At 59.3% G+C, this 23962-nt stretch carries 26 protein-coding genes; 15 read left to right on the plus strand and 11 right to left on the minus strand.

The features are described from left to right. Positions 1-46: 46 nt before the first annotated feature. Positions 47-1417 carry an L-serine ammonia-lyase gene (locus tag ACN0Q0_RS01245; RefSeq protein ID WP_417241530.1) on the minus strand — a complete coding sequence of 457 codons (1371 nt, stop codon included), beginning with the start codon at positions 1415-1417 and terminating at the stop codon, positions 47-49. Positions 1418-1459: 42 nt separating this feature from the next. Next, the gene (locus ACN0Q0_RS01250; RefSeq protein ID WP_417241531.1) at positions 1460-2116 is read right to left on the minus strand and encodes an FMN-binding negative transcriptional regulator; all 657 of its coding nucleotides are present in this window, start codon (positions 2114-2116) and stop codon (positions 1460-1462) included. Positions 2117-2298: 182 nt separating this feature from the next. Between ACN0Q0_RS01250 and ACN0Q0_RS01255 the strand changes: the two genes are divergently transcribed. The 8 genes from ACN0Q0_RS01255 to ACN0Q0_RS01290 all read left to right on the plus strand — a co-directional run bounded on the left by ACN0Q0_RS01255 (position 2299) and on the right by ACN0Q0_RS01290 (position 9066). After that, positions 2299-2892 carry a LysE family translocator gene (locus ACN0Q0_RS01255; RefSeq protein ID WP_417241532.1) on the plus strand — a complete coding sequence of 198 codons (594 nt, stop codon included), beginning with the start codon at positions 2299-2301 and terminating at the stop codon, positions 2890-2892. A 76-nt stretch (positions 2893-2968) separates the two neighbouring features. Then, positions 2969-3412 carry a TerB family tellurite resistance protein gene (locus ACN0Q0_RS01260; protein ID WP_417241533.1) on the plus strand — a complete coding sequence of 148 codons (444 nt, stop codon included), beginning with the start codon at positions 2969-2971 and terminating at the stop codon, positions 3410-3412. Between the two features lie 306 nt (positions 3413-3718). Beyond that, the gene (locus tag ACN0Q0_RS01265) at positions 3719-4522 is read left to right on the plus strand and encodes an ABC transporter ATP-binding protein (protein ID WP_417241534.1); all 804 of its coding nucleotides are present in this window, start codon (positions 3719-3721) and stop codon (positions 4520-4522) included. Between the two features lie 24 nt (positions 4523-4546). Then, on the plus strand, positions 4547-5263 hold the full coding sequence (locus ACN0Q0_RS01270; RefSeq protein ID WP_417241535.1) for a transporter substrate-binding domain-containing protein: 717 nt from the start codon (positions 4547-4549) through the stop codon (positions 5261-5263). Between the two features lie 51 nt (positions 5264-5314). Beyond that, a complete protein-coding gene (locus tag ACN0Q0_RS01275; RefSeq protein WP_417241536.1) occupies positions 5315-6193 on the plus strand; it encodes an ABC transporter permease in 879 nt (292 codons plus the stop codon). After that, entirely contained in the window at positions 6190-7017 is an 828-nt protein-coding gene (locus tag ACN0Q0_RS01280) for an ABC transporter permease (RefSeq protein WP_417241537.1), read from the plus strand. Before ACN0Q0_RS01275 ends, ACN0Q0_RS01280 begins: the two co-directional genes overlap by 4 nt. A 9-nt stretch (positions 7018-7026) precedes the next feature. Beyond that, entirely contained in the window at positions 7027-7725 is a 699-nt protein-coding gene (locus tag ACN0Q0_RS01285; RefSeq protein WP_417241538.1) for a type 1 glutamine amidotransferase, read from the plus strand. 138 nt (positions 7726-7863) lie between these two features. After that, positions 7864-9066, plus strand: coding sequence for a DegT/DnrJ/EryC1/StrS family aminotransferase (locus tag ACN0Q0_RS01290; RefSeq protein ID WP_417241539.1), 1203 nt, complete (start codon positions 7864-7866; stop codon positions 9064-9066). A 55-nt stretch (positions 9067-9121) separates the two neighbouring features. Here the strand turns inward: ACN0Q0_RS01290 and ACN0Q0_RS01295 are convergent, their stop codons facing one another. From ACN0Q0_RS01295 to ACN0Q0_RS01310, 4 genes are all read right to left on the minus strand, one after another. After that, the gene (locus tag ACN0Q0_RS01295) at positions 9122-10081 is read right to left on the minus strand and encodes a LysR family transcriptional regulator (protein WP_417241540.1); all 960 of its coding nucleotides are present in this window, start codon (positions 10079-10081) and stop codon (positions 9122-9124) included. 55 nt (positions 10082-10136) lie between these two features. After that, positions 10137-10691, minus strand: coding sequence for a polyhydroxyalkanoate synthesis repressor PhaR (phaR, locus tag ACN0Q0_RS01300; protein ID WP_417241541.1), 555 nt, complete (start codon positions 10689-10691; stop codon positions 10137-10139). Between the two features lie 178 nt (positions 10692-10869). Beyond that, positions 10870-11346, minus strand: coding sequence for a phasin family protein (locus ACN0Q0_RS01305; RefSeq protein WP_417241542.1), 477 nt, complete (start codon positions 11344-11346; stop codon positions 10870-10872). 159 nt (positions 11347-11505) lie between these two features. Continuing rightward, complete coding sequence (locus tag ACN0Q0_RS01310; RefSeq protein ID WP_417241543.1) at positions 11506-13299, minus strand: PHA/PHB synthase family protein; 1794 nt, start codon at positions 13297-13299, stop codon at positions 11506-11508. Positions 13300-13442: 143 nt separating this feature from the next. On the opposite strand from ACN0Q0_RS01310, the gene phaZ reads away from it, so the two are divergent. After that, positions 13443-14717: a polyhydroxyalkanoate depolymerase gene (gene phaZ / locus ACN0Q0_RS01315; RefSeq protein ID WP_417241544.1), complete on the plus strand. Its 1275-nt coding sequence runs from the start codon at positions 13443-13445 to the stop codon at positions 14715-14717. Between the two features lie 73 nt (positions 14718-14790). On the opposite strand, the gene ACN0Q0_RS01320 is transcribed toward phaZ, so the two are convergent. The 3 genes from ACN0Q0_RS01320 to ACN0Q0_RS01330 form a co-directional block, all read right to left on the minus strand. After that, complete coding sequence (locus ACN0Q0_RS01320; RefSeq protein ID WP_417241545.1) at positions 14791-15504, minus strand: alpha/beta fold hydrolase; 714 nt, start codon at positions 15502-15504, stop codon at positions 14791-14793. Between the two features lie 51 nt (positions 15505-15555). Beyond that, on the minus strand, positions 15556-16317 hold the full coding sequence (locus tag ACN0Q0_RS01325; protein ID WP_417241546.1) for an alpha/beta hydrolase: 762 nt from the start codon (positions 16315-16317) through the stop codon (positions 15556-15558). Between the two features lie 64 nt (positions 16318-16381). Further along, the gene (locus ACN0Q0_RS01330) at positions 16382-17563 is read right to left on the minus strand and encodes an MFS transporter (protein ID WP_417241547.1); all 1182 of its coding nucleotides are present in this window, start codon (positions 17561-17563) and stop codon (positions 16382-16384) included. 244 nt (positions 17564-17807) lie between these two features. Here ACN0Q0_RS01330 and thrS point away from each other — a divergent pair, with 244 nt between their 5' ends. The 5 genes from thrS to ACN0Q0_RS01355 all read left to right on the plus strand — a co-directional run bounded on the left by thrS (position 17808) and on the right by ACN0Q0_RS01355 (position 22466). After that, entirely contained in the window at positions 17808-19757 is a 1950-nt protein-coding gene (gene thrS / locus ACN0Q0_RS01335) for a threonine--tRNA ligase (RefSeq protein WP_417241548.1), read from the plus strand. Positions 19758-19972: 215 nt separating this feature from the next. Then, positions 19973-20272 (plus strand): DUF2282 domain-containing protein, encoded by a 300-nt coding sequence (locus ACN0Q0_RS01340; protein WP_417241549.1) that lies wholly within the window; start codon positions 19973-19975, stop codon positions 20270-20272. 57 nt (positions 20273-20329) lie between these two features. Continuing rightward, positions 20330-21202 carry a DUF692 domain-containing protein gene (locus ACN0Q0_RS01345; protein ID WP_417241550.1) on the plus strand — a complete coding sequence of 291 codons (873 nt, stop codon included), beginning with the start codon at positions 20330-20332 and terminating at the stop codon, positions 21200-21202. Next, the gene (locus ACN0Q0_RS01350) at positions 21199-21924 is read left to right on the plus strand and encodes a putative DNA-binding domain-containing protein (RefSeq protein ID WP_417241551.1); all 726 of its coding nucleotides are present in this window, start codon (positions 21199-21201) and stop codon (positions 21922-21924) included. Before ACN0Q0_RS01345 ends, ACN0Q0_RS01350 begins: the two co-directional genes overlap by 4 nt. After that, complete coding sequence (locus ACN0Q0_RS01355) at positions 21921-22466, plus strand: DoxX family protein (protein WP_417241552.1); 546 nt, start codon at positions 21921-21923, stop codon at positions 22464-22466. The genes ACN0Q0_RS01350 and ACN0Q0_RS01355 overlap by 4 nt, the downstream gene beginning before the upstream one ends. On the opposite strand, the gene ACN0Q0_RS01360 is transcribed toward ACN0Q0_RS01355, so the two are convergent. Next, entirely contained in the window at positions 22442-22759 is a 318-nt protein-coding gene (locus ACN0Q0_RS01360; protein ID WP_417241553.1) for an arsenate reductase family protein, read from the minus strand. The genes ACN0Q0_RS01355 and ACN0Q0_RS01360 overlap by 25 nt on opposite strands. Before the next feature lie 153 nt (positions 22760-22912). Between ACN0Q0_RS01360 and ACN0Q0_RS01365 the strand changes: the two genes are divergently transcribed. After that, positions 22913-23551, plus strand: a complete 639-nt coding sequence (locus tag ACN0Q0_RS01365; RefSeq protein WP_417241554.1) for a GDSL-type esterase/lipase family protein — start codon at positions 22913-22915, stop codon at positions 23549-23551. Here ACN0Q0_RS01365 and ACN0Q0_RS01370 read toward each other — a convergent pair whose 3' ends face one another. Next, the gene (locus ACN0Q0_RS01370) at positions 23552-23956 is read right to left on the minus strand and encodes a DUF2177 family protein (protein ID WP_417241555.1); all 405 of its coding nucleotides are present in this window, start codon (positions 23954-23956) and stop codon (positions 23552-23554) included. Positions 23957-23962 lie beyond the last annotated feature (6 nt).

Raw genomic sequence — 23962 nt, forward strand, 5'->3', positions numbered from 1 at the left:
GGGGGGCCGTTTTCGTTCTTCAGGGCCGTGTTGGAGGATACCACACTCAACAGTTGGGGATATTCACGGCCAAACCGCCAAGGCTTGTCTCTTTGTATTTGTCACTCATGTCGCGGCCCGTTTGCCACAGGGTCGCAATCGCGCTGTCGAGCGGGACAAGGTGCGATCCATCGCCGTGCAGCGCCAGTGAGGCCGCCGCGACCGCCTTGATCGCGCCAAGGCCGTTGCGTTCGATGCATGGCACCTGAACCAGGCCCGCGACGGGATCACAGGTCATACCAAGGTGATGCTCAAGCGCGATTTCAGCGGCATTTTCCACCTGCGCGGGAGTGCCGCCCAGAACGGCACACATGCCCGCGGCCGCCATCGCCGAGGCCGATCCCACCTCGGCCTGACACCCGCATTCCGCCCCCGAAATTGACGCATTGTGTTTGATCAACCCGCCGATTGCGGCCGCGGTCAAAAGGAAATCCGGCAACACCGCCGGATCGGCCATCGGCACGTGATCGAGCCAATAGCGGATGCATGCGGGGATCACGCCCGCAGCCCCGTTGGTGGGCGCGGTGACCACTTGTCCCCCCGCCGCGTTTTCCTCGTTCACCGCCATCGCGTAGGCGGAAATCCAGTCATTGACGATATGGGGGGGCGCGAGATTGCTATGTTGTTGCTCCTGCAAACTGTTGAAAATCCCCCGCGCACGGCGTTTGACCGACAGCCCACCGGGCAAAATCCCCCCGGCGGTCAGACCCCGCGTCAGACAGCCGTTCATCACCTGCCAAATCCGCGCGATCCCCGCATCAAGGTCCTCGCTCGTGCGCTGTGTCAATTCGTTGGCGCGTTTCATCTGCGCAATACTCAGGCCGGATGTTTGCGCCATGTCCAACATCTCACGGCTCGATTGAAACGGATAAGGCACGTTCGAGCGCGCCGAGGCATCCTGGGCTTTGGCGGCCTCGAACTCGGCAGCGGTCAGAATGAACCCGCCACCGATGGAATAATACACCTCGGACAGGACCGTGGCCCCCGCCCCATCACGGGCCGTGATCTGCATCGCGTTGGCATGACCATTGGACGGGGTGTCGTAGTCGAAAATCAAATCGGTAGCGGGATCAAAGGCAATGGCCGTATCGGGCAAAACCCGATGTGCGGCAATTCCGGCCAAGACCGCTTCGGCCCGCGCGGGATCAAATGTCTCGGGGCTCAGCCCCGCCAGACCCAAAAGGCACGCGCGGTCGGTGGCGTGCCCCTTGCCCGTAAAGGCGAGCGACCCAAGCAGCTGGACCTGTACGTGCGCGGGCGTGGCATCGGCCTGAGCGAGCGCCGCCATGAACCGTGCGGCGGCCACCATTGGCCCCATCGTGTGTGACGAAGACGGGCCAATGCCGATCTTGAACATCTCGAAAACACTCAAGAACATACCAACCCTCCCAGAATGGTTTATGTCACACCGTGATCGCCGCTATTGTTCGTCGCCTTTTGGAAAGAACTCAAGCGCTTCGGCCAAATCACGCGCCATATCCCCTCCCTCGGCCATCAAACCTGCATAAGTGCCGTTGCGGTCCTGTTCGGATTTGCTTTGGTTTATCTTCCACTTCCCCTCCATGCGCGCCACCTCGAACCGCAGCCCGACAATGCCGCGTTTGAGTGCTGCGATATAGGCCACGGGCGCATCGGACACGGCCCACGGGTCGGCGCGCCCCGCCTCATGGCGTGCGGACAAGGCCGCCAGATGTGCGCCCAACCAATCGCCATCCTGGATCGCCTCGAACGTGCCATGGGCGTGGGCAACAATATAGCCCCATGTCGGGACGGCTTTGCCGTGGATTTTTTTGGACGGGTAAAACGAGGGCGAGATATAGGCATGTGGCCCTTGGAACATCACCACCGATTGCCCCTGTCCCGCCAGTTTCCAATGCGGATTCGGGCGGGCGATGTGGCTTTCGAGGTAGGTCTTTGCGCCCTCTTCGCGCACAAGCCACGGCACATGGGTGATCTCGATCCCTGCCGCGTGCGGTGTCACAAGCGCCCCGAAGGAAATTTCGTGCATGGCAGCACGCAAGACGTCCGGGTCGTCAATGCCGGTTTGATCGGGTCGGTACATAGGGGGCTGCCTCATGCGGTTTTCTTTCGGGTATCACGCCGGCGGGGCGGCGGGAACCGACATTCGCGTGTCATGCCCCGATAAGCGAGGCCCCGCCAAACAGGCCCTCGCACAGGACGGATACATCATTCCCCGTCATTGCCGCCATCACCAAAAATCGCACCACAACCACGCATAATGCGCTATAGGCTTGCCGCATGGATATGACGCTATTTTTCGCCCTGTTGACCTTTGCCTTTGTGGCCTCCGGCACGCCCGGCCCGAACAACCTGATGCTGCTCGCATCGGGGGCCAATTTCGGGTTTCGCCGCACCTTGCCACATATGCTCGGGATCTCGTTGGGCCACTCGTTCATGGTGTTTGTGATCGGTCTGGGATTGGCGCAGATGTTCGAGGCCCTACCCGTGCTGCGCCGCATCCTCGTGGTCGTTTCCATCGCCTATATGCTCTGGCTCGCATGGAAAATCGCCCATGCCGCAGCTCCCAAAGAGGGCAAAGCGGGCGGCAAGCCGTTCACGTTTTTACAAGCGGCAGCCTTTCAATGGGTCAACCCCAAAGCATGGATCATGGCCATCGGCGCACAAACGAACTACGCCCAAGGCGAGGGGTGGACCTCGGCCGCCGTTGTGGGCATCGGGTTTCTCATGGTGAACTTTCCCGCCATCACCGTATGGGCATGGATGGGGACCGAAGTGCGCCGCCTGTTGACCAACTCCCGCCGCCTCACTGTGTTCAACTGGAGCATGGCCACCTTGCTTGTCGCATCACTTTTGCCCATTTTGTTTCACTAAGACCTGAGGGAAATCCCCTCAATCACAGTTGCGTGCAGCCGTTTCATTTTCCAAATCCACGGTCTATATCAGTCCCATGTTTGCAGAATTTCTAAAGAACCTCGTTCAACCGAACCCGCCCCGCCTTGCGGATGTTGATGCACGCCTTGCCCTTGCCGCCCTTTTGGTCCGGGTGGCGCGGGCCGACGGGCATTACGATCCCGCCGAAATTACAAAGATCGAAACCGTGCTGGGCGCCCGATATGGCCTCACGCCCGCCGACACCACCGCGCTTCGCACACAGGCCGAAATCCTCGAACTGGAAGCCCCCGACACCGTGCGCTTTACCCGCGCGATCAAGGACGCTGTCCCCTATGAGGACCGCGAAAGCGTCATTGAGGGATTGTGGGCCGTGGTTCTGGCCGACGGGCAACGCGATCAGGACGAGGACACGCTGCTGCGCCTTGTTGCCAACCTGCTTGGCGTGAATGACCGCGATAGCGCATTGGCGCGGCAACGCGTTGAAGCCAACCTGAAATAGCCGCACAACCGGTGATGTCCCCGTGCGTGAAACCGCGGGCGCTCACGCAGAACTTTGGGCCTCAGCGGGAATCGTATGTCGCACCCGCAGGTCTATGACCTGCCACAGCCTCAAGACCCGCGTGTGGCCGCGAATCTGTTTGCTGCACTTTAGGCGGAAAACCATGCTCGAACGCTGTGATCGCGACCGCATAGTTGCCCGTTGACGTGCCAATTTCCGCCATTTTGGCTAGGTTGACCACGCGACGCGGGGTCAAGTTGACGTTGTTTGTTGCATCTGCCTCAAAATTCGCCCTAACTCCTGCGGATGTTATTAACGGATCCAAACTCAAATCCGCTTGCGGATACGCCTGTGATCGAAATTCACGATCTGCATAAGGCATATGGCGATCTTGAGGTGCTTAAAGGCGTCTCGATGACCGCGCCGCGCGGTCATGTCGTCTCGCTCATCGGCTCATCCGGGTCGGGGAAATCCACGCTTTTACGCTGCGCCAACCTGTTGGAAGACAGCCAGCAGGGTGAAATCCTGTTCGAGGGAGAGCCGATTGCGTGGAAAGGCACAGGCCTGCATCGCAAGCCCGCCGATCGTAAACAGGTGATGCGCATTCGCACCAACCTGTCGATGGTGTTCCAACAGTTCAACCTGTGGTCACACATGACGATTCTGGAAAACGTGATGGAGGCCCCCGTGACTGTGTTGGGGCGCCCCAAAAAAGAGGTCGAAGAGGCCGCACGCGCCTATCTCGAAAAGGTTGGCATCGGCGACAAATGCGATGTCTACCCCGCACAGATGTCGGGTGGCCAACAACAACGCGCCGCCATCGCACGCGCGCTGTGCATGGAGCCCAAAGCACTGTTGTTTGACGAACCGACATCGGCGCTCGACCCCGAGTTGGAACAAGAGGTGGTCAAGGTGATCAAGGCGTTGGCCGAAGAAGGCCGCACCATGCTCATCGTCACCCACGATATGCGAATGGCAAACGACGTGTCAGATCACGTGGTTTTCCTCCATCAAGGTCGCATCGAAGAGGAAGGCGCACCCGCCGACCTGTTTGGCGCACCTAAAACCGAACGGCTCGGGCAGTTTCTGAGTGCAACTGTACCGGCCTAAAAAAACGAACCTGGGAGTATTTTAATGAACAAACTTATCCTTTCCGTGGCCGCATTGGCTCTCATGACCGGAGCCGCCACCGCCGACACCGTGCGCATGGGGACCGAGGGCGCCTACCCTCCCTACAACTTCATCGACGACAACGGCGAAGTTGCAGGCTTTGAACGCGAAGTGGGCGACGAGCTTTGCGCGCGCGCCGAACTCACCTGTGAGTGGGTGACCAACGAGTGGGATACCATCATCCCGAACCTCGTGTCGGGCAACTACGACACCATCATCGCGGGCATGTCGATCACCGACGAGCGCGACGAAGTGATTGACTTCACGCAAAACTACTACCCGCCAACCGCATCTGCCTATGCGTCCCTGTCGGGTGACGCTGACATCATGGGCGGCGTTGTGGCGGCACAGACCTCCACGATCCAGGCGGGTCACGTGGCCGAGACGGGCGCAACACTTGTTGAGTTCGCGACCCTCGACGACACCATCGCCGCTGTGAAAAACGGCGAAGTGGACGCGGTATTTGCAGACAAGGACGCGCTTGTCCCATTCGTCACCGAGCAAGGCTTCATGTTTATCGGCGACGACGTCCCACTGGGCGGCGGCATCGGCATGGGTCTGCGTGAAAGCGACACCGAGATGAAAGACAAATTCAACGCAGCCATCGACTCCATGAAAGCGGACGGCTCCTTGAACGCGCTCCTCATCAAGTACTTTGGCGAAGACACCACAACGTACTAAGACATATAGGGGTGGGGCCGGTCCTGTATCGGCCCCCTCTTGTCATTTGATATGTTTGAATCCTGCACAGATCCCTCCACCATTGACGGCCTGAACTGGCTCGCCTGTTACCTCACAACGGGCAAGCATATGCTGTTCTACAAGTCGTTCTTTGTCGTGCTGTCGCTGCTGGCGATCACGGCACCGGCCGCACTTGCCTTGGGGTTTGCGGGCGCGATGGCCTCGCGGGCGCATTTTGCGCCGATCCGGTGGCTCGGGACGCTTTACACCTCAATGGTGCGCGGCGTGCCCGACATTGTTTTCTTTTTGTTTGTTCCCCTCGCGATGGACCAGGGGTTCGAGTGGCTGCGCCATAAGGTGAAATGCCCCGACTGGTCCGAACCGATCCGCCAAGGCAACGACTTTATCGTCTGCGCGGCGGCCAAATTACCGCTTAATTCCTCGCCGCAATCGGTGCATGAATTCTATGGCTTCACCCTTGCCGTGTTGGCCTTTGCCGTCGTGTTCGGCGCCTTTGCCGCCAACGTCATGGCCGGCGCGATGAAGGCCGTCCCCCACGCCCAGATCGAGACCGCCGAGAGCTACGGCATGTCGCACCGCCAATCGTTCTGGCGCATTATGGTGCCCCAAATGTGGATTTTCGCCCTGCCGGGCCTGAGCAACCTGTGGATGATTTTGATCAAAGCCACACCTTTGCTGTTCTTGTTGGGCGTCGAGGATATCGTGTATTGGGCACGTGAACTGGGCGGGACCAAAACCACACAATACACCTATCCGCACCCTGATTGGCGGCTGTGGTACTTCTTTGCGCTGTTGGTGTTTTACCTCGGCTTTACCCGCATTTCCGAACTCGTTCTGGGTCGCATCACCCGTAAGCTGTCCCATGGTCAGGCCACCGTGGCCGGCGAAGAGATGAGGAAAGCCATATGAGTTGCGCCCAGACCATTTCCGATTATGCGCTGCGCTCCATTGGCATGGGCGAGCGCCTGTTGCCCAAGGCGGACATCACCCTGTGTGAACAGGTCACGCTGATCGGGTCGGGCATGATATGGAACATCTACTTTGGCGTTGTGGCGCTTTTGCTCGGTTTTGTATTTGCAACGGCCTTGGCGATGGCAAAGGCCGCGCCAAGCAAGTGGCTGCGCAAACCCGCAGAATGGTTCATCTTTCTGTTTCGCGGTTCACCCCTCTTTATCCAGTTCTTTCTGGCCTATGAATTGTTTGTCGCCCTGCCCAAAGCGGGCATCGACATCTTTGGCATAACACTGGCCACGGGCAACCTGACCCGCGCATGGGCGGGCGCTTTGGTCGTGCTGTTCCTCAACACATCTGCCTATTCCGCCGAAATCTTCTATGGTGCGCTGCGCTCCGTGCCAAAGGGCGACATCGAGGCCGCAGACGCCTACGGCATGGTCGGGTGGACCCGCTTTCGCCGTGTCACATGGCCCACCATGCTGCGCCTCGCGTGGCCCGCCTATACCAACGAGGCAATCTTCTTGTTCCACGCCACGGCGCTTGTGTTTTTCTCGGGCTTTCCGGCATGGCAGCAAAAGGGCGATGCGCTTTATTATGCGTCCTATTTTGCCGAGAAAACATTCAACCCCTTTGTGCCATACCCTATTGTTGCGGCGTTCTTTGTCGTCCTGACACTCGTCGTGATCACGGTGTTTGGCCTGATCGGGCGGCGGCTCAACCGCCACCTTCCCTCCTCCGCGCCGCGTCCGAAACGGGCGCGGATGATGTTGATCCGCTAAGGGTCCACCATGAAATTGGGCATCTTGCTGTGCGGCGATCCGCCCGCCACCGTTGTCGCCGCACACGGCGATTTCTCTGTACTCTTTTCCGACCTGTTCGCCGCCCATGACATCGAGACACAGACATGGCGCGTGGTCGATATGCAGTTTCCCGAAAGCGTCGGGGAGGCCGATGCCTGGCTTGTGACAGGATCCAAACACGGGGCCTATGAGGACCATGCGTTCATCGCACCGCTTGAGGCCTTTATCCGTGCGGCCTATGCGGCCAAGCGGCGGCTCACCGGCATTTGCTTTGGCCATCAAATCGTCGCACAGGCCATGGGCGGGCGCGTTGAAAAGTTCACAGGCGGATGGGCCGTTGGCCGCAAAGCCTATACCTTCGACGGGCTTGGCGCGGTGCATCTGAACGCATGGCATCAGGATCAGGTGGTGGACTTGCCGCCCGGGGCGCACGTCGTGGGATCGTCGCAAAGCTGCGCCAACGCCGCGCTACTGTATGGCGACACCATCTACACCGTTCAACCCCATCCCGAACTCGCCTCCCCCGTAATCGCCACCTATCTTGACGCCTCATGGCCCGAGGGGGCCTATCCCGATGGCGTGTTTGACGCGGCGCGCCGCCACCTGAATGCACAAAATGACGAGCCGCGCCTTGCCGCGCAGATTGCTGCGTTCCTGCGCACGGGGCGCCGCGCACTCGGTGACTGACAACGCCTAAACCCGCGTCCCGGCGACCCTGTCCCATTATTATGCGAAATTTTGCCTGTCCGGTCAGGTATCCGTAGATTTTCGCCGCACCAGAGCTTACAGATATTCCGAAGATAGAATTCAAGAATGGTGAAAGTCATGACCAACGCGCCCAATGTCTACGATGCCGAACCGATCCCCGAGGCAGCCCGCGCCGAGGTTGAACGGCTTTTGACGAGCGGCGACCTGTTCCGCTACACCGCCGCCAAAGACGCGCCCGTGACCCTGTTGGAGCAAGAGTTCGCACAGATGCTTGGCGCAAAATACGCCCTCGCCGTGGCCTCATGTTCGGCGGCGCTGTTTTTGTCGCTCAAGGCGCTTGACCTGCCACGTGACGCCAAGGTTCTGATCCCCGCGTTCACCTTTGCCGCCGTGCCGTCCTCGGTGGTTCACGCCGATTGCATCCCCGTGCTTGTGGAATGCGGCGACAACTACCGTATCAACCTTGATGATTTTCACGCCAAAATGGCCGATGCCGATGCGGTTTTGATCTCGCACATGCGCGGGCATACCTCCGATATGGACGCGATCAAGGCGGCCTGTGATGCCAAAGGCATCCCCCTTATCGAAGATGCCGCGCACTCGCTCGGTACGGTTTGGGATGGCAAGAACATCGGCACCATCGGCAAAATCGGCTGTTTCTCGTTCCAGTCCTACAAAATCCTGAACGCAGGCGAAGGCGGCATCATGATCACTGACGACGCCGACATCTACGCCCGCGCGGTGATCATGTCGGGCGCCTATGAACACAACTGGCAAAAGCACAACAGCCAACGCGACAACGCCCTACAAGAGGCGTTTGACACGTGGCAGAACCAATTGCCGCTCTACAACACGCGCCTGTCCAACATGTCCGCCACCATCGTGCGTCCGCAATTGGCCGAGGTGCCGCGCCGTGTGCGCGATGGACGCGCCAACCACGATTATGTCGCCGCCCGCCTCGAGACCTGTCCCCATCTGACCGTTCCCGCCAAACTCGACAAAGAGGTGCGTGCGCCCGATAGCCTGCAATTCAACCTCGTTGATTTCGACCGCGACGCGGCGGTAGCCTTTCAACAAGCGGCCAAAGAGCGCGGCGTGTCGGTTCAGGTGTTCGGCCTGTCCACCGACAACGCCCGTGCATTTTGGAACTGGAAATTTCTGGGCGAGACACCCGATTTGCCCATGACCCGCGAAATGCTGTCGAAAGCCTGCGACACGCGCCTGCCCGCACGGCTGCAAACCGCCGATCTTGATTTCATCGCGGATGTCCTGATTGAGGCCGCGACCCTTGCGAGGGCCGCCACACTGGCCGCCGAATAGGCGCACACCACAGGTCACCAAAATCAAACGCCGCACCTTGTGGGGGGGCGGCGTTTTACGGTGCGGTCAAGCCGATCTGATCTGCAAGCCACGGCCATGTCTGCAGCGCGGGTGCGACCACCCGGGTCTGGATCAACGGACGCAGACGCACAGCGATGTCCTCGGCCATATCCGGCATCCCGTCGGTATGGGCAAAAAGCGATAATTGACGCGACAGCGGCGCCACGGGCAAGGGACGCACATCGATCTCGGACGCGTAGCGCCCCGCGTGTTGCGCCCCCAAAACCGTGAGAATTGTCCATCCTGTCCCCCCCGCCACCATGGCAAGCATGGCGCGGTAGCTGTCCAATTCGAACCGGCGCGGCGTGCGCATACCCTGCTCCGACAAATGCGCCGAAAGGGCACGGCCCATCGCGTGACGACTGGTATATTCGATATAGGGTAATGCGGCGAGCGCCTCCAATGTCGCGCCATGTCCCTTTGGCACCACCATCACAAACGGATCGCGCAGCAACGGGCGCACATCCATCCATGCCGCAGGCGGGCCAAGGTCCGCGGCAACCACGACATCCAACGCGCGGTGTTCGAGTTTGTCGAGCAAGCGGTGCGACGGCCCCGTTTGCAACTCGAACTGTGTCTTTGACAGGCTGTCAGCCATATCCGCGATCAGGGTCGGGGTGACGGAGGCCTCGAAATCCTCGACCATGCCAAGACGCAATTGCCCCAAGCGGGTCAAATCCAACCCCGCAATTTCGGATCGGGCGCGGGCGGCTTCGGATTGGATCACCTGCGCGCGGGTCCGCAGCATGCGTCCCGCAGGGGTCAATGTCATCGGACGATTGGACCGGTTCAAAAGCTCCGCGCCAAGCACGGTTTCCAGATTGGTGATTTGTTGCGAAATGGCCGAGGGCGATGCACCAAGGCGACGCGCCGCCGCCGAAACGGAGCCCTCTTCGGCGGCAGCGAGAAACACCTCCACCCCCCAAAGGGTCAATCGTCCGCCCGTATCGCTCATGGATCGTCCTCGATGTGCGCCGCGCCGCCTGCATACAGACCGCGCGGCCGCCTTTTCAGGTTAGTTTGGACAATTTGTCCTGAAGCTCGGAAAGCTGTTTTTTGATCGCATCAAGGTCTTCGCTCTCGCGGGAGGTCTCTTTGGTTTTGGCCTCGGAGGAGGCGACCGGCCACGGCGCCCCAAGGCTGCCCATACCGCCTGTCATCGCTTTGACAAAGGCTTCTTGCTGCGCTTGCACTGCGCCGAGCCCCGGAATGGATCCGCCAAGGCCCTGCATCATCTTTTCCTGTCCATCGCGAAACATCTCGAAGCTCTGCGCCAGGAACTGTGGCACCGCAGAGGTGACATCGGTGGTGTAGCTGCGCACCAGGTCGGTCAGCACATTAAGTGGCAGGACATTTTCGCCACGGCTTTCATGTTCTGCAATGATTTGAAGTAGATACTGACGTGTAAGGTCATCACCCGATTTCAGGTCCACGATCTGGACCTCACGCCCTGCGCGAATGAAACCGGAAATATCCTCAAGCGTTACATAGTCGGAGGTCTCGGTATTGTAGAGACGTCGCGATGCATACCGCTTGATCAGCAAAGGCTCTTTTCGATCGGCCATTGGGCTCCCCTTCCCTTATTGCGTTGCAGAAAACGCTAAGCGATGGGTTTGGCAAAAGCAAAAGAAAACGGGCTCCCCCCAAAAGGAGGAGCCCGTCTCGCGATCCGTTGTCCCCGTCAAGGGGCACACATCAGATGCCACCCGCAAAGGGGGCAAAACGCGATAGCGTCCAGTGCGATTATTTCGCAGTCGCTTTTTTCGTAGCAGCCGTCACTTCGTCCGTTGCTTTTTTCGCAGCGGTGGACAGTTCTTGCGTTGCTTTTTTCGCAGCTGCGGTCATGTCTTCGCCCATGTCTTTGCCAGCGGCAAGCATCAGCTCAACAGTTTCCATCTGAACTTTTTTGGCGATCTCGGCGAACGCCGCCATGTTCTCGGTTGCAAGCTCGGCCTGAGCGGAAGCAAACGCAGTCATTGCGTTTGTGTAATCCATTGGCTCGTCTTTGACTGCGGAGAATTCTGCAACTTTCGCAAGAGTCTCTTTGGTCCATTTGGAGGACAGCTCGGTGGATTTTTCAGCCGCTTCAACAGCCACTTTGGACATTTTGTCACCAAGCGACGCCTGGGTTTTGAATGTTTCCTGAATGGAAGACATATCAACGGGGAATGCACCCATCATGTCTTTCATGATCTTTGTCAAATCATCGGTCTTGGTCATGGTATTGCTCCTTGGTGGGTCACTTGTGCGCACGTCCCGGAACATCCAAGCGGCGCCAATTTCTGCGTCTGCAAACAATATACGCGCCGCAGCGCAGAAAATCAAGCCTCAATGCTGCGCTGCAGCAAAATGCAACCAAAGCAAGCCCTTACCGCCCGCTCACCCTGACTTAACGTAAGTTCCGGGTGCCGGGGCGAGTATTTCACGCCCCGAATCGCCTTCAACGCGAGCGGGAATTTGCGCGCCGGAGCGTGCGCTCAACCACGTTTCCCAGCGTGGCCACCAACTGCCCTCGGTAAAGGTCGCCTTGGCCTTCCACTCTTGCGGCGACAGCGTGAGATCATCGTTGGTGTAGTGCCCGTATTTCTTTTTCGATGGCGGATTGACGATGCCCGCAATATGGCCCGACTCCGACAGGATGAATGTCTTGTCCTTTGACCCCATTTTGCGCACCCCGTTATAGGATGCATCCCATGCCGCGATATGATCGGTCTCACAGCCGATGGCGCACATGGGAACCGACACCTCCGACAGGTGAACGGTGTCACCGCCCACCTCAAAGCCCGTGGTCGCCAATTCATCGCGCTGGCACAACCCGCGCAAATACTGCACCGCCATACGCCCCGGAAGGTTGGTGCTATCGCCATTCCAATAGAGCAAATCAAACGCAGGCGGCGCCTCGCCCATCATATAGGAGCGGATCGCGGGTTTATAAATCAGATCGTTGGATCGCAGATACGAAAAGGTGCGCGACATGTAGAGCGACTTCATCATGCCCGATTTTTTGACCTCTTCCTCGATCCCGTCGATGAAATCATCGTCGAGAAACACACCCACCTCCCCCTGATCGGAAAAGTCTGTAAGCGTGGTAAAAAAAGTCGCCGAATTTATAGACGTGTCGCCGCGCTGTTTCATCAACCCGAGGGCAATAGACAGCGTTGTCCCCGCAATACAGTAACCGATTACGTTAATCTGTTTTTGGGCCGTAATTTCCTTAACCTGCGCGATCGCGGTGAAATACCCGTCTTCGATATAGGTTTCCAGACCCACATCGGCGTAGCTCTCATCGGGGTTGACCCATGACACGATGAATACGGTATATCCCTGATCGACCACCCATTTGATCAAGGAATTCTGTTCCTTGAGGTCGAGAATGTAGAATTTGTTGATCCACGGCGGAAAGATCAAAAGCGGTATGGTGTGAACCGTCTCGGTCGAGGGCGCATACTGGATCAGCTCGAACATGCGGTTGCGATACACCACCGACCCTTTGCTCGTACCGATGTTTTTGCCAACCTCGAAGGCCGTCTTGTCGGCGAGATTCACAATCATTTCGCCATCGTGGTCCTCAAGATCCCGCACAAGGTTTTCCAACCCCATGACAAGGCTCTCGCCCTCGGTCGCAACCGCGCGCTCTAACGCCTCGGGATTGGTGGCCAGAAAATTGGTCGGGGCCAACATATCGATGATCTGGCGGGTGAAATACTCCATCCGCTTGCGCTCGCGCTCCTCCATATCCAGATCGTCAACCGCCGCCTCCACCGCCCCGGCAGTGGTCAGGTATTGCTGTTTGAGAAAGTTGAAATAGGGATTGGTGTCCCAAAGCGGGTTCGAAAACCGGCGGTCTTTCGGGGTCTCATCGGGCGGCGGCGTCAGATCACCCTTTGCCAACCGTTGCTGCGCCTCGACGTAGTGTTTGAGCGTTTTACCCCAATAGCCAATTTGATGATCCACGATTTTTGCGGGATTGTTGATCATCTCGGACATATAGGCGCTCGCCGCCTTCATGTACAATTCCTGACTCGGCCCCTGCAGTGCGGTCGGGATCGGCTTTTTGCGCGCGAGGGCCGCCCTGAGCCGTTGCGACAGCCCCTCGATCCGCTCGATATTCTCGTTGAGCTTTTTCAAATCGGCGTGTTCATCACCGCTTTTTACGGAGTCTTCTTGAGCCATCTCGCCGCCTCCCGATTATTTTGCACTTGCAGCATTACACTTTGCTGTAAGAGTATGTTAGTAAGATAGCGACACAGTTGAACTCTGGAAAGCTGTTCTGCGCACAATTGTTACGCGCGCACTGACCTTATTAGGAGAGACCCATGCGTTTCATGGCAAGCTATGACTGGATGGAAACGGTTCGTAACACGAACCAATGGCTCGGAGCATCGGCTCAGGCCCTTGGCTCCTACCCCGCCTTTGCCCTCGCCCCCAACCCCGCCCTTCAATGGCTTGCAGCATGGGGCGAAGTCACGGAACGCTCCTTTGCCCGCATGGTCACAAAGCCCGACTGGAACATCCAGTCCGTGGTCGGCGAGGATGGCCGCGACCACCTTGTCAATATCGTGACCGACGTCTCAAAACCCTTTGGCGACCTGATCCATTTCAAGGTCGAAGGCCGCGCAGAGATGCCGCGCAAGGTGTTGATCGTCGCCCCGATGTCCGGACACTACGCGACCTTGTTGCGCTCCACTGTTGTCTCGCTCTTGCCCGACTGCGAGGTCTATATCACAGACTGGCATAACGCCCGCGACATTCCGGTCTCCGCGGGGAAATTCGACGTTGAGGATTACACCCTCTACCTCGTTGATTTTATGAAACATATGGGGCCGCAAACCCATGTCATCGCCGTGTGCCAACCGGCCCCGCTGACCCTTGCCGCCACGGCCTATCTGGCCGACGACGACCCCAGCGCACAGCCGCGTTCACTGACCCTGATCGGCGGCCCGATTGACCCTGATGCGACCCCGACCGAAGTCACCGATTTCGGCAAGCGCGTCACCATGGGCCAACTCGAAGAGAGCATGATCCAACGGGTCGGTTTCAAATACAAAGGCGCAGGTCGCAAGGTCTATCCGGGCCTGTTGCAACTGTCCTCTTTCATCGGAATGAACAGCGAAAAACACGCACGGGCCTTCACCGACCAGATCAGCCGCGTCTCCCAGGGCGAGGCCTCAGAGCACGACAAACACAACAAATTCTACGACGAATACCTCGCCGTTATGGACATGACGGCCGAGTTCTACCTCTCCACGGTCGAGCGGATTTTCAAAGGTCTCGAGATCGCCAGGAACGAATTTGTTGTGGCAGGCCGCAAGGTCGATATCGGCAAGATCACGGATGTCGCGGTCAAAACCGTCGAAGGCTCCGAGGACGATATTTCGGCACCCGGCCAATGTGTTGCGGCTCTTGATCTGTGTACGGGCCTGCCCGATAGCATGAAGGCCTCACACCTCGAACCCGGCGCGGGCCACTATGGTATTTTCGCAGGCCGCAGCTGGCGCAACAACATCCGCCCCTTGGTTCTCGAATTTATCGACCAGAACTCCGGACCACGCGTGGTCGCCGGAAAAGGCACACGGAAAAAAGCGGGCTAACCCCGCCCCGCTCATACAGAACGCAAAACGGCGCCCTCATATGAGTGGCGCCGTTTTTTCATTGCGATGATCCTCAGGTCAAAACAAACGGCGCGGGGGCCTGTAACCATGTACGCAAAATCCGCGTGACCGTCTGTGGCGCCTCCAGCATCGGCAGGTGGCCCGCCGTCTCGATGATCTCCAAATGCGCACGCGGCATCAGTTGCGCGATGAAATCCTGACGGCGCGGCGGCGACACCGTGTCATGCTGACCACCGATCACAAGCGCGGGCAAACGCGCACGGCGCAGGATATTTTGCTGATCGGGGCGGCGCTGCATCACCCGACATTGGTGCAAATAGGTCTCGATTCCGGCTTCAAGCGCCATGTCGATCCAATAATCACGGATGGCATTGCGATGCGGGCTATTAGCCAAGGCTCCGATGGGCAAATCCTCAAGCAGAACCTCCCCCAACCGTCCCGACCGCGCACGCACCATACGCGGCTCGCGTGCGGCGGCGGCATTGGGCGGCTCGGACTGGGCGTTGGCACATATCAGCGCAATACGCTCCACCCGATCGGGGGCACGGCGCAATATCTCGGCGGCCACTGACGCGCCCAAATCATGCCCGACAAGGGCAAAACGTGGCGGCGCACTGGCCAGCACATGATCCGCCATTTCCAGAACACTGTCGCCCGCCAAAGGGGCCGTCATCACCGCATAATCACGGCTCAGACCCGCGACCTGATCCGCAAAAACCCGTCCATCCGCCAAAAAACCGGGAAGCAGCACCACTGCGTTACTCATTGACCCCACCATTCTCTCTGGCTTCGACCTGTCGCAAACAAGCGGCGCAGCTCACACAAACAGATCGTCATCCATATGCCCCAACACGTCAAAAATCGCCGCCTCGACCATTTTCAGGCATTCAATGGAGGAAAAGGAATGATCCGCCCCTTTGACAAGGCTCAAACGCACATCGTCCGCGTCGATGTGGTCAAGCAACCGCAAAGCGGTGTCGCGTGTGACCGATTTATCATGTGTCCCTTGCAACAGGCGCACAGGAAACGGCACGCGGAGCGGCTCACGCAACACCAAATGCCGGCGACCATCCTCGATGAGACGCTTTGTAATCGGGTAATCACTCTCGTAACCGGACGGCAGATAAACCACACCGTCGTGTTCCAACGCCGCGCGCTGTTGCGTGTCAAAGCCCGCCCAAAACCCGTCCTGCGTGAAATCGGGGGCGGCGGCGATCCCCACCAGTCCCGCGATCTGTTCGGGAATGCGTTTGGCCAACAGGAGCGCGATCCACCCGCCCATTGATGATCCGACAAGGATTTGCGGTCCAAGGGTCAGCGCCTCGATCGCGGCGCGGGCATCCTCGGCCCAATCACCGATACAGCCCTCCTCGAACGCGCCGTCACTTTCGCCATGGCCCGAATAGTCGAACCGCAAAAACGGGCGGCCTTGCGTACGCGCCCATTGTTCTAGCGCCACCGCCTTGGTTCCGGCCATATCGGACATGAACCCGCCGAGGAACACGACCCCCACGCCCTCGCCCTCAAAGCGGTTGTAAGCAAGGCGGCGGCCCGTTGGTGTATCGAGAAAATCGGTCATGGTTAGCTCCGTAACTATACATGATCAGAGGTAGCGTGCCGCCGCCCGCATTGCAAATGCACAGCTAGTCATCCGTCATGGAAAACAGCGCAAAACCGTCTTCGACTTCTTTGAGGCGCGCGGCCACCGCCGCCCCTGCGAGCGCCAAAGCGGCAAAGGTCAGCAACGCCCCATGCGGACCAAAAAAACTGGCCACCGCCCCGATCCCCCCCGAAAAGAGCAAGATCACCCCGATCACCGTATTGGCCACCGCCGCATAGGCCGTGCGCTGATCCTCGGGGGCCAGATCCACGAGATAGGTCGAGCGCCCTTGGCGCACTCCGTGATAACAAATCATCAGAAAAAACAACGACAACGGAATGGCCCAAAGGGTCGCAGACATCCCCAGAAGGTCCAAAACCACCCCGAGGATCAAGGCCCCCGCGCCAAACAGGCCCGAAAGCATCAAAACGGTTTTGGAGGAGCGATCCGACAACCGTCCCCAGACATAGGACGACACAAACGACGCCACGGCGGAGGCCAACACGGATGCGCCGAGCGCCTCGAACGTGCCATTCCCCGCCTGAGCACCAAGGACAATCAGATATGGCGGGGCCAGTGCCGTCCCTGTCAAAAGCCCGCGTGCAAGGATAAACCGCCGCAGCATCGGTTGCTGTTTGAGCAGCCCCAGTTGCGCCAGAATACGCGCCTCGCCCCCGCCGCGTCCGGCCTCTTCGCGCAGGGTGGAAAAGACGGCGAAGGCGGCCAGCCAAAAACCCGCCGACAGCACCAATGCACCGATCACAAGCGCGAAGCGCTCCACAGGTGCAAACATCAACAAAAGCGCAAAGAGGATCACCACGATGGCCGATATTGACGCTGCCGCCCCCGTGACCGCGCCCCGCCGTGTTTTGGCGATGGTCTTGCCAAGGATGTCTTTGTAACTCACCGAGGCCACCGACCGCGACAGCGCCAAAATCGCCACGGCCCCACAGGCGGCATACCCCGCCGCCGCCCCCGATAGCGTGAGACCGATCCAGACCAGAAGCCCCGCAGCAAAGGCCTGTCCCAAACAGGCCGCCGCCCACGCCCATTTGCGCTGTGACATGCGGTGAATATAGGGGGCCGTGATCAGTTGTGGCAAAAGCGCGCCTGCCTCACGGATCGGAACAAGCAGACCGATCAAGGCAGCGGGCGCCCCCAGATGGCTCAACAGCCACGACAAGACCAGTTTGGGATCAAACAACCCGTCCGCCGATTTTGTCATGGATAATGCACCGACATGGCGCAGGAAATTAGCGGGTTCGGCCCGACCCGCCGCCTCGCTCATCCCCTCGGGTGTCGCACTCCCGTCTCCATGTACACCCGACAGGCGCTGAAACACTGCATGACCCCACCCCATTTTGTTCCTTTCGCATTGACTTCGCGCCCCGTCCTAAAGCACATAGAGCGCGAACCAAAACCCGCAACCGGGCGTTCCGTGGGCGCCAAACTGACGAGGAGGACCATTGATGTCCCTAGTCTCTCTTACTTTCCCCGATGGCAATGCACGCGACTATGAGGCCGGCATCACCGCCGCCGAGGTCGCAACCTCCATCTCGACATCTCTTGGCAAAAAAGCAATCTCGGCCACCGTAAACGGGGCGCATTGGGATCTGCAATGGCCCATCGACACCGATGCCAGTATTGCCATTCACACCATGCAAGACGACGATCAGGCCAATGAACTGATCCGTCACGACCTTGCCCATATCATGGCCCGCGCCGTTCAGGAGCTGTGGCCGGATGTCAAAGTGACCATCGGCCCGGTGATCAAAGACGGTTGGTACTACGATTTCGACCGCAAGGAACCGTTCACCCCCGAAGACCTCAGCGAGATCGAAGCGAAGATGAAAGAGATCATCAATGCCCGCGATCCTGTCCGCACCGAAGTGTGGACCCGCGCCGAAGCCGTCGCCCATTACGAGAAAAACGGCGAGGCCTATAAGGTCGAGTTGGTGGGCATGATCCCCGACGACGGCCAACCGATCCGCATGTACTGGCACGGCGACTGGCAGGATTTGTGCCGTGGTCCGCACCTGCAAAACACGGGCCAAGTGCCAAACAACAGCTTCAAATTGATGTCCGTGGCCGGCGCATATTGGCGCGGCAACAGCGACAACGCGATGCTGCAGCGCATCTACGGCGTGGCGTTCAAAGACCCCAAGGCGCTCAAGGCACACCTGACCATGTTGGAGGAGGCCGCCAAACGCGACCACCGCAAACTGGGCCGCGAGATGGATCTGTTCCACATGCAGGAAGAGGCCCCCGGCCAGATTTTCTGGCATCCCAACGGATGGCGCATCTACACCACGTTGCAAGACTACATGCGCCGCCAACAAGAGCGCGATGGCTATGTCGAGGTCAACACGCCACAGGTGGTGAACCGCAAACTCTGGGAGGCCTCGGGCCACTGGGACAACTACCAGGAGAACATGTTCATCGTTGAGGTGGACGAGGACCATGCGCGCGAAAAGACCGTGAACGCGCTCAAGCCGATGAACTGCCCCTGCCACGTTCAGGTGTTCAATCAGGGTCTGAAATCCTACCGCGACCTGCCGTTGCGCATGGCCGAGTTCGGATCCTGTAACCGCTACGAGCCCTCGGGGGCGTTGCATGGCATCATGCGCGTGCGCGGGTTCACCCAAGATGACGCGCATATTTTCTGCACCAACGAACAGGTTGAGAATGAAACCAGAAAATTCGTCACCTTCTTGGCCAAAATCTATGCCGACCTCGGCTTTGATCAATGGAAGGTCAAACTGTCCACACGTCCCGAAAAACGTGTTGGCACCGAGGAAAGTTGGGACCAGGCCGAAGCCGATCTGGCCAACGGGATCAAGGCCGCGGGTTATGACTTCGAGATCCAGGAGGGCGAAGGCGCGTTTTACGGGCCAAAACTCGAATTCGTTTTGACCGATGCGATTGGCCGTGACTGGCAATGCGGGACGTTGCAAATCGACCCCAACCTGCCCGAACGGCTTGATGCCGGCTATATCGGTGCCGATGGTGACAAACACCGTCCCGTCATGTTGCACCGCGCGGTCCTCGGTTCGTTCGAACGCTTCATCGGCATCCTGATCGAAAGCCACGCGGGGAAATTGCCGTTCTGGCTCGCCCCGCGTCAGGTCGTGGTTGCCTCGATCATCTCGGACGCAGACGACTATGTACAAGACGTCGTCAACGCCCTCAAAGCCGTGGGCGTGCGCGCCGAGGCCGATATTCGCAATGAAAAGATCAATTATAAGGTGCGCGAACACTCTTTGGGTAAAGTGCCGGTCATTTTGGCCGTCGGTGGACGCGAAGTTGAGGAGAAAACTGTTTCAGTCCGTCGCCTCGGAGAGAAACAAACCTCGGTTGTGAGCCTCGACGAAATCGTGAGCACCCTGAAACAAGAGGCCTTGGCCCCCGATTTGAAATAATCGCCCAACCCTCTGATATAAAACCCTATAACGCCTCCCCACACGGGAGGCGTTATGCGTTTTCACCCCCGGAACTCACATTTTCGTTTGTTTCAATTCCTGACAGGGCCGTGCGCACACAGGCTCGTGAGTGGCCTGTGATCGCTCTTTTCCGCCATGTTGCTCTCACCGCCACAACGGCGGAATAAACGCATGAACTTTCGGGAGACACCCTTATGAACCACACGAAAACACTCGTCCTTGCCGCTGCAGCCGCCGCCGCTCTGTCCGCCCACGCCACAACCGCATCCGCTCAGGAGCAGGAGAAATGCTTTGGCGTGTCTCTGGCCGGCGAGAACGATTGCGCCGCCGGTCCGGGCACAACCTGTGCAGGCACATCCAAGGTCGACTACCAAGGCAACGCATGGAGCCTCGTCCCCGCAGGCACCTGTGCCGATATTGCTGTTCCGGCCTCCATGGACGGCACCGAGCGCATGGGCTCCCTCGAAGCCCTCGAGCGCGACCTGCCGATGTAAGGCCCCCTTTGGGGCGGCGCACCTGTGCCGCCCCATCCACGTATTCGGGAGAACAAGATGCACGACATGTTGCACAAATCCGACAATGCCCTGCCCAACGGCGTGGGTGTCGGCTACAAAGCCCAACACTTTTCGAACATTCTGGACAATGCCGACCCCGTCACATGGTTGGAAATCCATGCCGAAAACTACATGGGTGCAGGCGGTCGACCGATTGCGCAACTGCGGGCCTTGTCCGACCGTTTTCCCCTATCCGTTCACGGCGTCGGCCTTTCGATTGGCGGCGAAGGACGGCTTGATCCGGACCACCTGTCCCGCCTCAAACACCTCGTGTCGTGGCTCAACCCTGCATCGTTTTCTGAACATTTGGCATGGTCGACCCACGACATTGACGGCGCAGGCGCCTATTTCAACGACCTGCTGCCGTTGCCCTACACCGATGCCACCCTTGCCCGCGTCTGTGATCACGTGAGCGAAGTCCAGGATACGCTCGGGCGCACCATGCTCCTTGAAAACCCCTCCTCCTATCTGGCCTTTGACGAAAGCACATGGGACGAGGTTGCATTCCTGACCGAAGTGACGCGGCGCACGGGGTGCGGGCTGTTGCTCGACGTCAACAACGTCTTTGTTTCCGCCACCAATATGCGCCTCGATCCACGGGCCTACATCGACAGCTTCAACCATGCGGCGGTGGGCGAAATCCACCTCGGCGGGCATGACGCGGATGAGGACGACCATGGCGCACCACTTTTGATCGACAGCCACGGACGCGAAGTGGCCGATCCCGTTTGGGCGCTCTACGCGCATACCATTGCCGTGGGCGGCCCGAAACCGACCCTGATCGAATGGGACAACGATGTGCCTGCGTGGGACGTACTTGCGGCTGAGGCGGCGCGGGCCGATGCGCTCCTCGCACCGGTGCCCGCATGAGCCACACCGCATTCATCACCGCCGCCCTCGACCCCGCGGCCCCTGTGCCCGACGGCATTGTCGGCGCGGATGGCGCCCCCACCACCAAACGGTTCAACGTCTATCGCAATAACATCGTGGTCGGTCTGAAAGACGCCCTGGCCACAGGATTTCCCGCCGTCAAATCGCTCGTTGGCGATGCCTTCTTCGACGCGATGGCCGGCGAAAGCGTGCGGAAATTACCGCCCGGCTCACCGCTGATGGCGGAGTTCGGCGCGGGCTTCCCCGCCTTTATCGCCACTTTCCCTCCCGCAGCAAGCCTGCCCTATCTGGCGGATGTCGCGCGGCTCGAATGGGCCATGCGTCAGGCCTATCACGCCGCCGATGCCGCACCTGTTGCCCCCGAACGCCTCACCGATCCACAGATCTTTGCCGCCCGCGTGACGTTGGCACCCGCCGTGCGCATGGTGCGCTCGGCCTATCCGGTCGCGGGGATCCGCGCGGCGGCCTTTGGCGGGCCAAACCCCACAGGCGGCGCACAAGACATCCTCATCACACGGCCCGAATTTGATCCCGTTGCAACCCCATTCCCAAGCGGGACAGCCACGGTCATCGACGCTTTGCACGCGGGAACGCCCCTTGGCGCGGCGATCGAACACGCCCCGCAGACCCTTGATCTCACGTCCTTTATTGGCGCGCTTATGTCGGGTGGCGCCATTACCCATTTGGAGAACACAGTTTGACCGACCTATTTGACCGCATTACCTTCGCCTCCACACGCCTCTTGCCGCTGCTCGCACGGTTCACCTTTGCCGCCGTATTGCTGCGCTATTTCTGGGGGTCGGCCCTGACAAAACTCGACGGGCTGTTCACCCCGTCTCTGGGTGCCTACGCCCAGATTTTTCCGCGCCAGATGGAGGCCGCGGGCTATGACGCAAGCCAACTCGGCGTGTTCCACTGGCTTGTGGTCATGGGTGGCACCTACGCGGAATTCATCCTGCCCGCGTTGATCGTTGTGGGCCTGTTCACACGTCTCGCCGCCCTCGGCATGATCGGCTTTACCGTTGTGCAATCGCTCACGGATATTGTCGGCCACAAAGCGGACGCAGCCACCATCGGGGCATGGTTCGACCGTGCCTCGGATGCGTTGATTATGGATCAACGCACGCTTTGGGTCTTTGTCTTTGTCACCCTGGCCGCTATGGGAGCGGGCGCATTTTCAATGGACTCCGCGCTCAAATCCCGCATGACACGCCGGAGCTACGCGCCCGACAGTGCCGCCTGAACATCCTTTCCCCACCCCAGATAGAGCGTCCCGTTGGCATCGATCACGGGACGTTTCATCACGGTCGGGTGCGCGGCCAAAAGATCAAGCGGGGCGCACGCACGCTCATGTTCGGACAACCCCCGCCACGTCGTCGATCGCGTGTTCAAAAGGGCGTCACCAAAGGCCTCATAAAACTGCGCCAATTGCGCGGGCGTAAGCGGGTCCGCACGAATATCGTGCAACTCGGCCCCAAGGGCCTTTACGGCCTTGCGGCAGGTATCACAGGTCTTAATTCCGTAGATCGTCGTCATATCAGCCTCGCCATTGGTCGTCTCAGGACATATTTTGCGCATTTGTCCCGCGAATGACACCCCAAAACCGCGCCGCTATTGCGCTTGTAATTTCCGGCACACCGCCACAAATTAGGGGCCGTTTCAACACGCCCATTGAGGGAAGGATGTCCCATGCCGCGACTGCTTTGTTTTGGAGACAGCAACACCTACGGCACACAGCCGTTGCCCGCGTATGATGCTGAACTGCCCCGAAACGAGCGCCGTTGGCCCGTGGTTTGCGCCGGTGATTTGGGGTGGGATCTGACCGAAGAGGGCTTGCCCGGGCGCACCACCGCACGGCCCTGTCCGATCATGGGGCCGCATATGGACGGGCGCATCGGGTTGTTCATCGCGCTCGAAAGTCACGGGCCGATTGATGCCCTTGCCATCATGCTTGGCACCAATGATTTCAAAGCACACTTTGACGCGACCGCCGACCAGATCGCGGCGGATGTCGGGTTCTTGCTTGATATCGCGCTGTCCGAGGACGTGCAGGCGCGCCATGGCGGGTTTGAACCCTTTCTGATCGCGCCCCCCGCGCCGTTCGAAACCGGCGTTTTTGCCGACGAGTTTGCGGGCGCAACCGACAAAGCCCGCGGGATCGCCGCGCTCTATGCCGCCGAGGCCGACAAACGCGATGTCGGTTTTTTTGATGCGGGCCGCGTTATCTCATGCTCTGACGTCGACGGCATCCATTTCGACGCCACCGCCCATGAGGCTCTGGGTCACGCCGTGGCCGCCTTCATCACGTCGGAAATCGAACGGGGCTGATCAGCCGTGGATCGCGCGGGCAATCGCCACGCCCGCAACCGCGGCCAATCCCGTGACGGTCGCCCCCCACGCCACATCGATGATGACCATTTCGGCCGACCACCGCTCCAACACGGCATAAGAGGTGAACTCGAATGTGCCATAGGCCAGAGCGCCCAGAAGCGCGCCCTTTGCCGCCACCGCAATCAATGAACCGCCCGCCAACGCGGGAACGGAAACAAAGATCAAAACGCCCGCGATGTAAAAGAGATAAAACAGCGCCGCCGGCACAATGCGGAAATCATCGAGCAGCCAGTCCCCAATGGTGCGCTCGAACACAGGGCGCATCACGTTTTTCAAAAACACCGCATCGGCACCGAGAAAAACAAGAGCTGTCGAAAGATAGAGGGTCAGAATTTGTACCACGCGCGT

Origin of the sequence: Celeribacter sp., assembly GCF_048259695.1 — a bacterium.
Lineage (GTDB): Bacteria > Pseudomonadota > Alphaproteobacteria > Rhodobacterales > Rhodobacteraceae > Celeribacter.

Excerpts from the sequence above, each read along its gene's own strand:
- ACN0Q0_RS01325 (WP_417241546.1), bottom strand. The coding sequence starts at position 16,317 with ATGACCGATTTTCTCGATACACCAACGGGCCGCCGCCTTGCTTACAAC.
- ACN0Q0_RS01275 (WP_417241536.1), top strand. The coding sequence starts at position 5,315 with ATGTTTGAATCCTGCACAGATCCCTCCACCATTGACGGCCTGAACTGG.
- ACN0Q0_RS01365 (WP_417241554.1), top strand. The coding sequence starts at position 22,913 with ATGCCGCGACTGCTTTGTTTTGGAGACAGCAACACCTACGGCACACAG.
- ACN0Q0_RS01290 (WP_417241539.1), top strand. The coding sequence starts at position 7,864 with ATGACCAACGCGCCCAATGTCTACGATGCCGAACCGATCCCCGAGGCA.
- ACN0Q0_RS01295 (WP_417241540.1), bottom strand. The coding sequence starts at position 10,081 with ATGAGCGATACGGGCGGACGATTGACCCTTTGGGGGGTGGAGGTGTTT.
- ACN0Q0_RS01265 (WP_417241534.1), top strand. The coding sequence starts at position 3,719 with ATGTTATTAACGGATCCAAACTCAAATCCGCTTGCGGATACGCCTGTG.
- phaR (WP_417241541.1), bottom strand. The coding sequence starts at position 10,691 with ATGGCCGATCGAAAAGAGCCTTTGCTGATCAAGCGGTATGCATCGCGA.
- ACN0Q0_RS01245 (WP_417241530.1), bottom strand. The coding sequence starts at position 1,417 with ATGTTCTTGAGTGTTTTCGAGATGTTCAAGATCGGCATTGGCCCGTCT.
- ACN0Q0_RS01320 (WP_417241545.1), bottom strand. The coding sequence starts at position 15,504 with ATGAGTAACGCAGTGGTGCTGCTTCCCGGTTTTTTGGCGGATGGACGG.
- ACN0Q0_RS01270 (WP_417241535.1), top strand. The coding sequence starts at position 4,547 with ATGAACAAACTTATCCTTTCCGTGGCCGCATTGGCTCTCATGACCGGA.
- ACN0Q0_RS01260 (WP_417241533.1), top strand. The coding sequence starts at position 2,969 with ATGTTTGCAGAATTTCTAAAGAACCTCGTTCAACCGAACCCGCCCCGC.
- ACN0Q0_RS01305 (WP_417241542.1), bottom strand. The coding sequence starts at position 11,346 with ATGACCAAGACCGATGATTTGACAAAGATCATGAAAGACATGATGGGT.
- ACN0Q0_RS01250 (WP_417241531.1), bottom strand. The coding sequence starts at position 2,116 with ATGAGGCAGCCCCCTATGTACCGACCCGATCAAACCGGCATTGACGAC.
- ACN0Q0_RS01280 (WP_417241537.1), top strand. The coding sequence starts at position 6,190 with ATGAGTTGCGCCCAGACCATTTCCGATTATGCGCTGCGCTCCATTGGC.
- thrS (WP_417241548.1), top strand. The coding sequence starts at position 17,808 with ATGTCCCTAGTCTCTCTTACTTTCCCCGATGGCAATGCACGCGACTAT.
- ACN0Q0_RS01330 (WP_417241547.1), bottom strand. The coding sequence starts at position 17,563 with ATGACAAAATCGGCGGACGGGTTGTTTGATCCCAAACTGGTCTTGTCG.
- ACN0Q0_RS01310 (WP_417241543.1), bottom strand. The coding sequence starts at position 13,299 with ATGGCTCAAGAAGACTCCGTAAAAAGCGGTGATGAACACGCCGATTTG.
- ACN0Q0_RS01255 (WP_417241532.1), top strand. The coding sequence starts at position 2,299 with ATGGATATGACGCTATTTTTCGCCCTGTTGACCTTTGCCTTTGTGGCC.
- ACN0Q0_RS01350 (WP_417241551.1), top strand. The coding sequence starts at position 21,199 with ATGAGCCACACCGCATTCATCACCGCCGCCCTCGACCCCGCGGCCCCT.
- ACN0Q0_RS01340 (WP_417241549.1), top strand. The coding sequence starts at position 19,973 with ATGAACCACACGAAAACACTCGTCCTTGCCGCTGCAGCCGCCGCCGCT.
- phaZ (WP_417241544.1), top strand. The coding sequence starts at position 13,443 with ATGCGTTTCATGGCAAGCTATGACTGGATGGAAACGGTTCGTAACACG.
- ACN0Q0_RS01285 (WP_417241538.1), top strand. The coding sequence starts at position 7,027 with ATGAAATTGGGCATCTTGCTGTGCGGCGATCCGCCCGCCACCGTTGTC.
- ACN0Q0_RS01360 (WP_417241553.1), bottom strand. The coding sequence starts at position 22,759 with ATGACGACGATCTACGGAATTAAGACCTGTGATACCTGCCGCAAGGCC.
- ACN0Q0_RS01345 (WP_417241550.1), top strand. The coding sequence starts at position 20,330 with ATGCACGACATGTTGCACAAATCCGACAATGCCCTGCCCAACGGCGTG.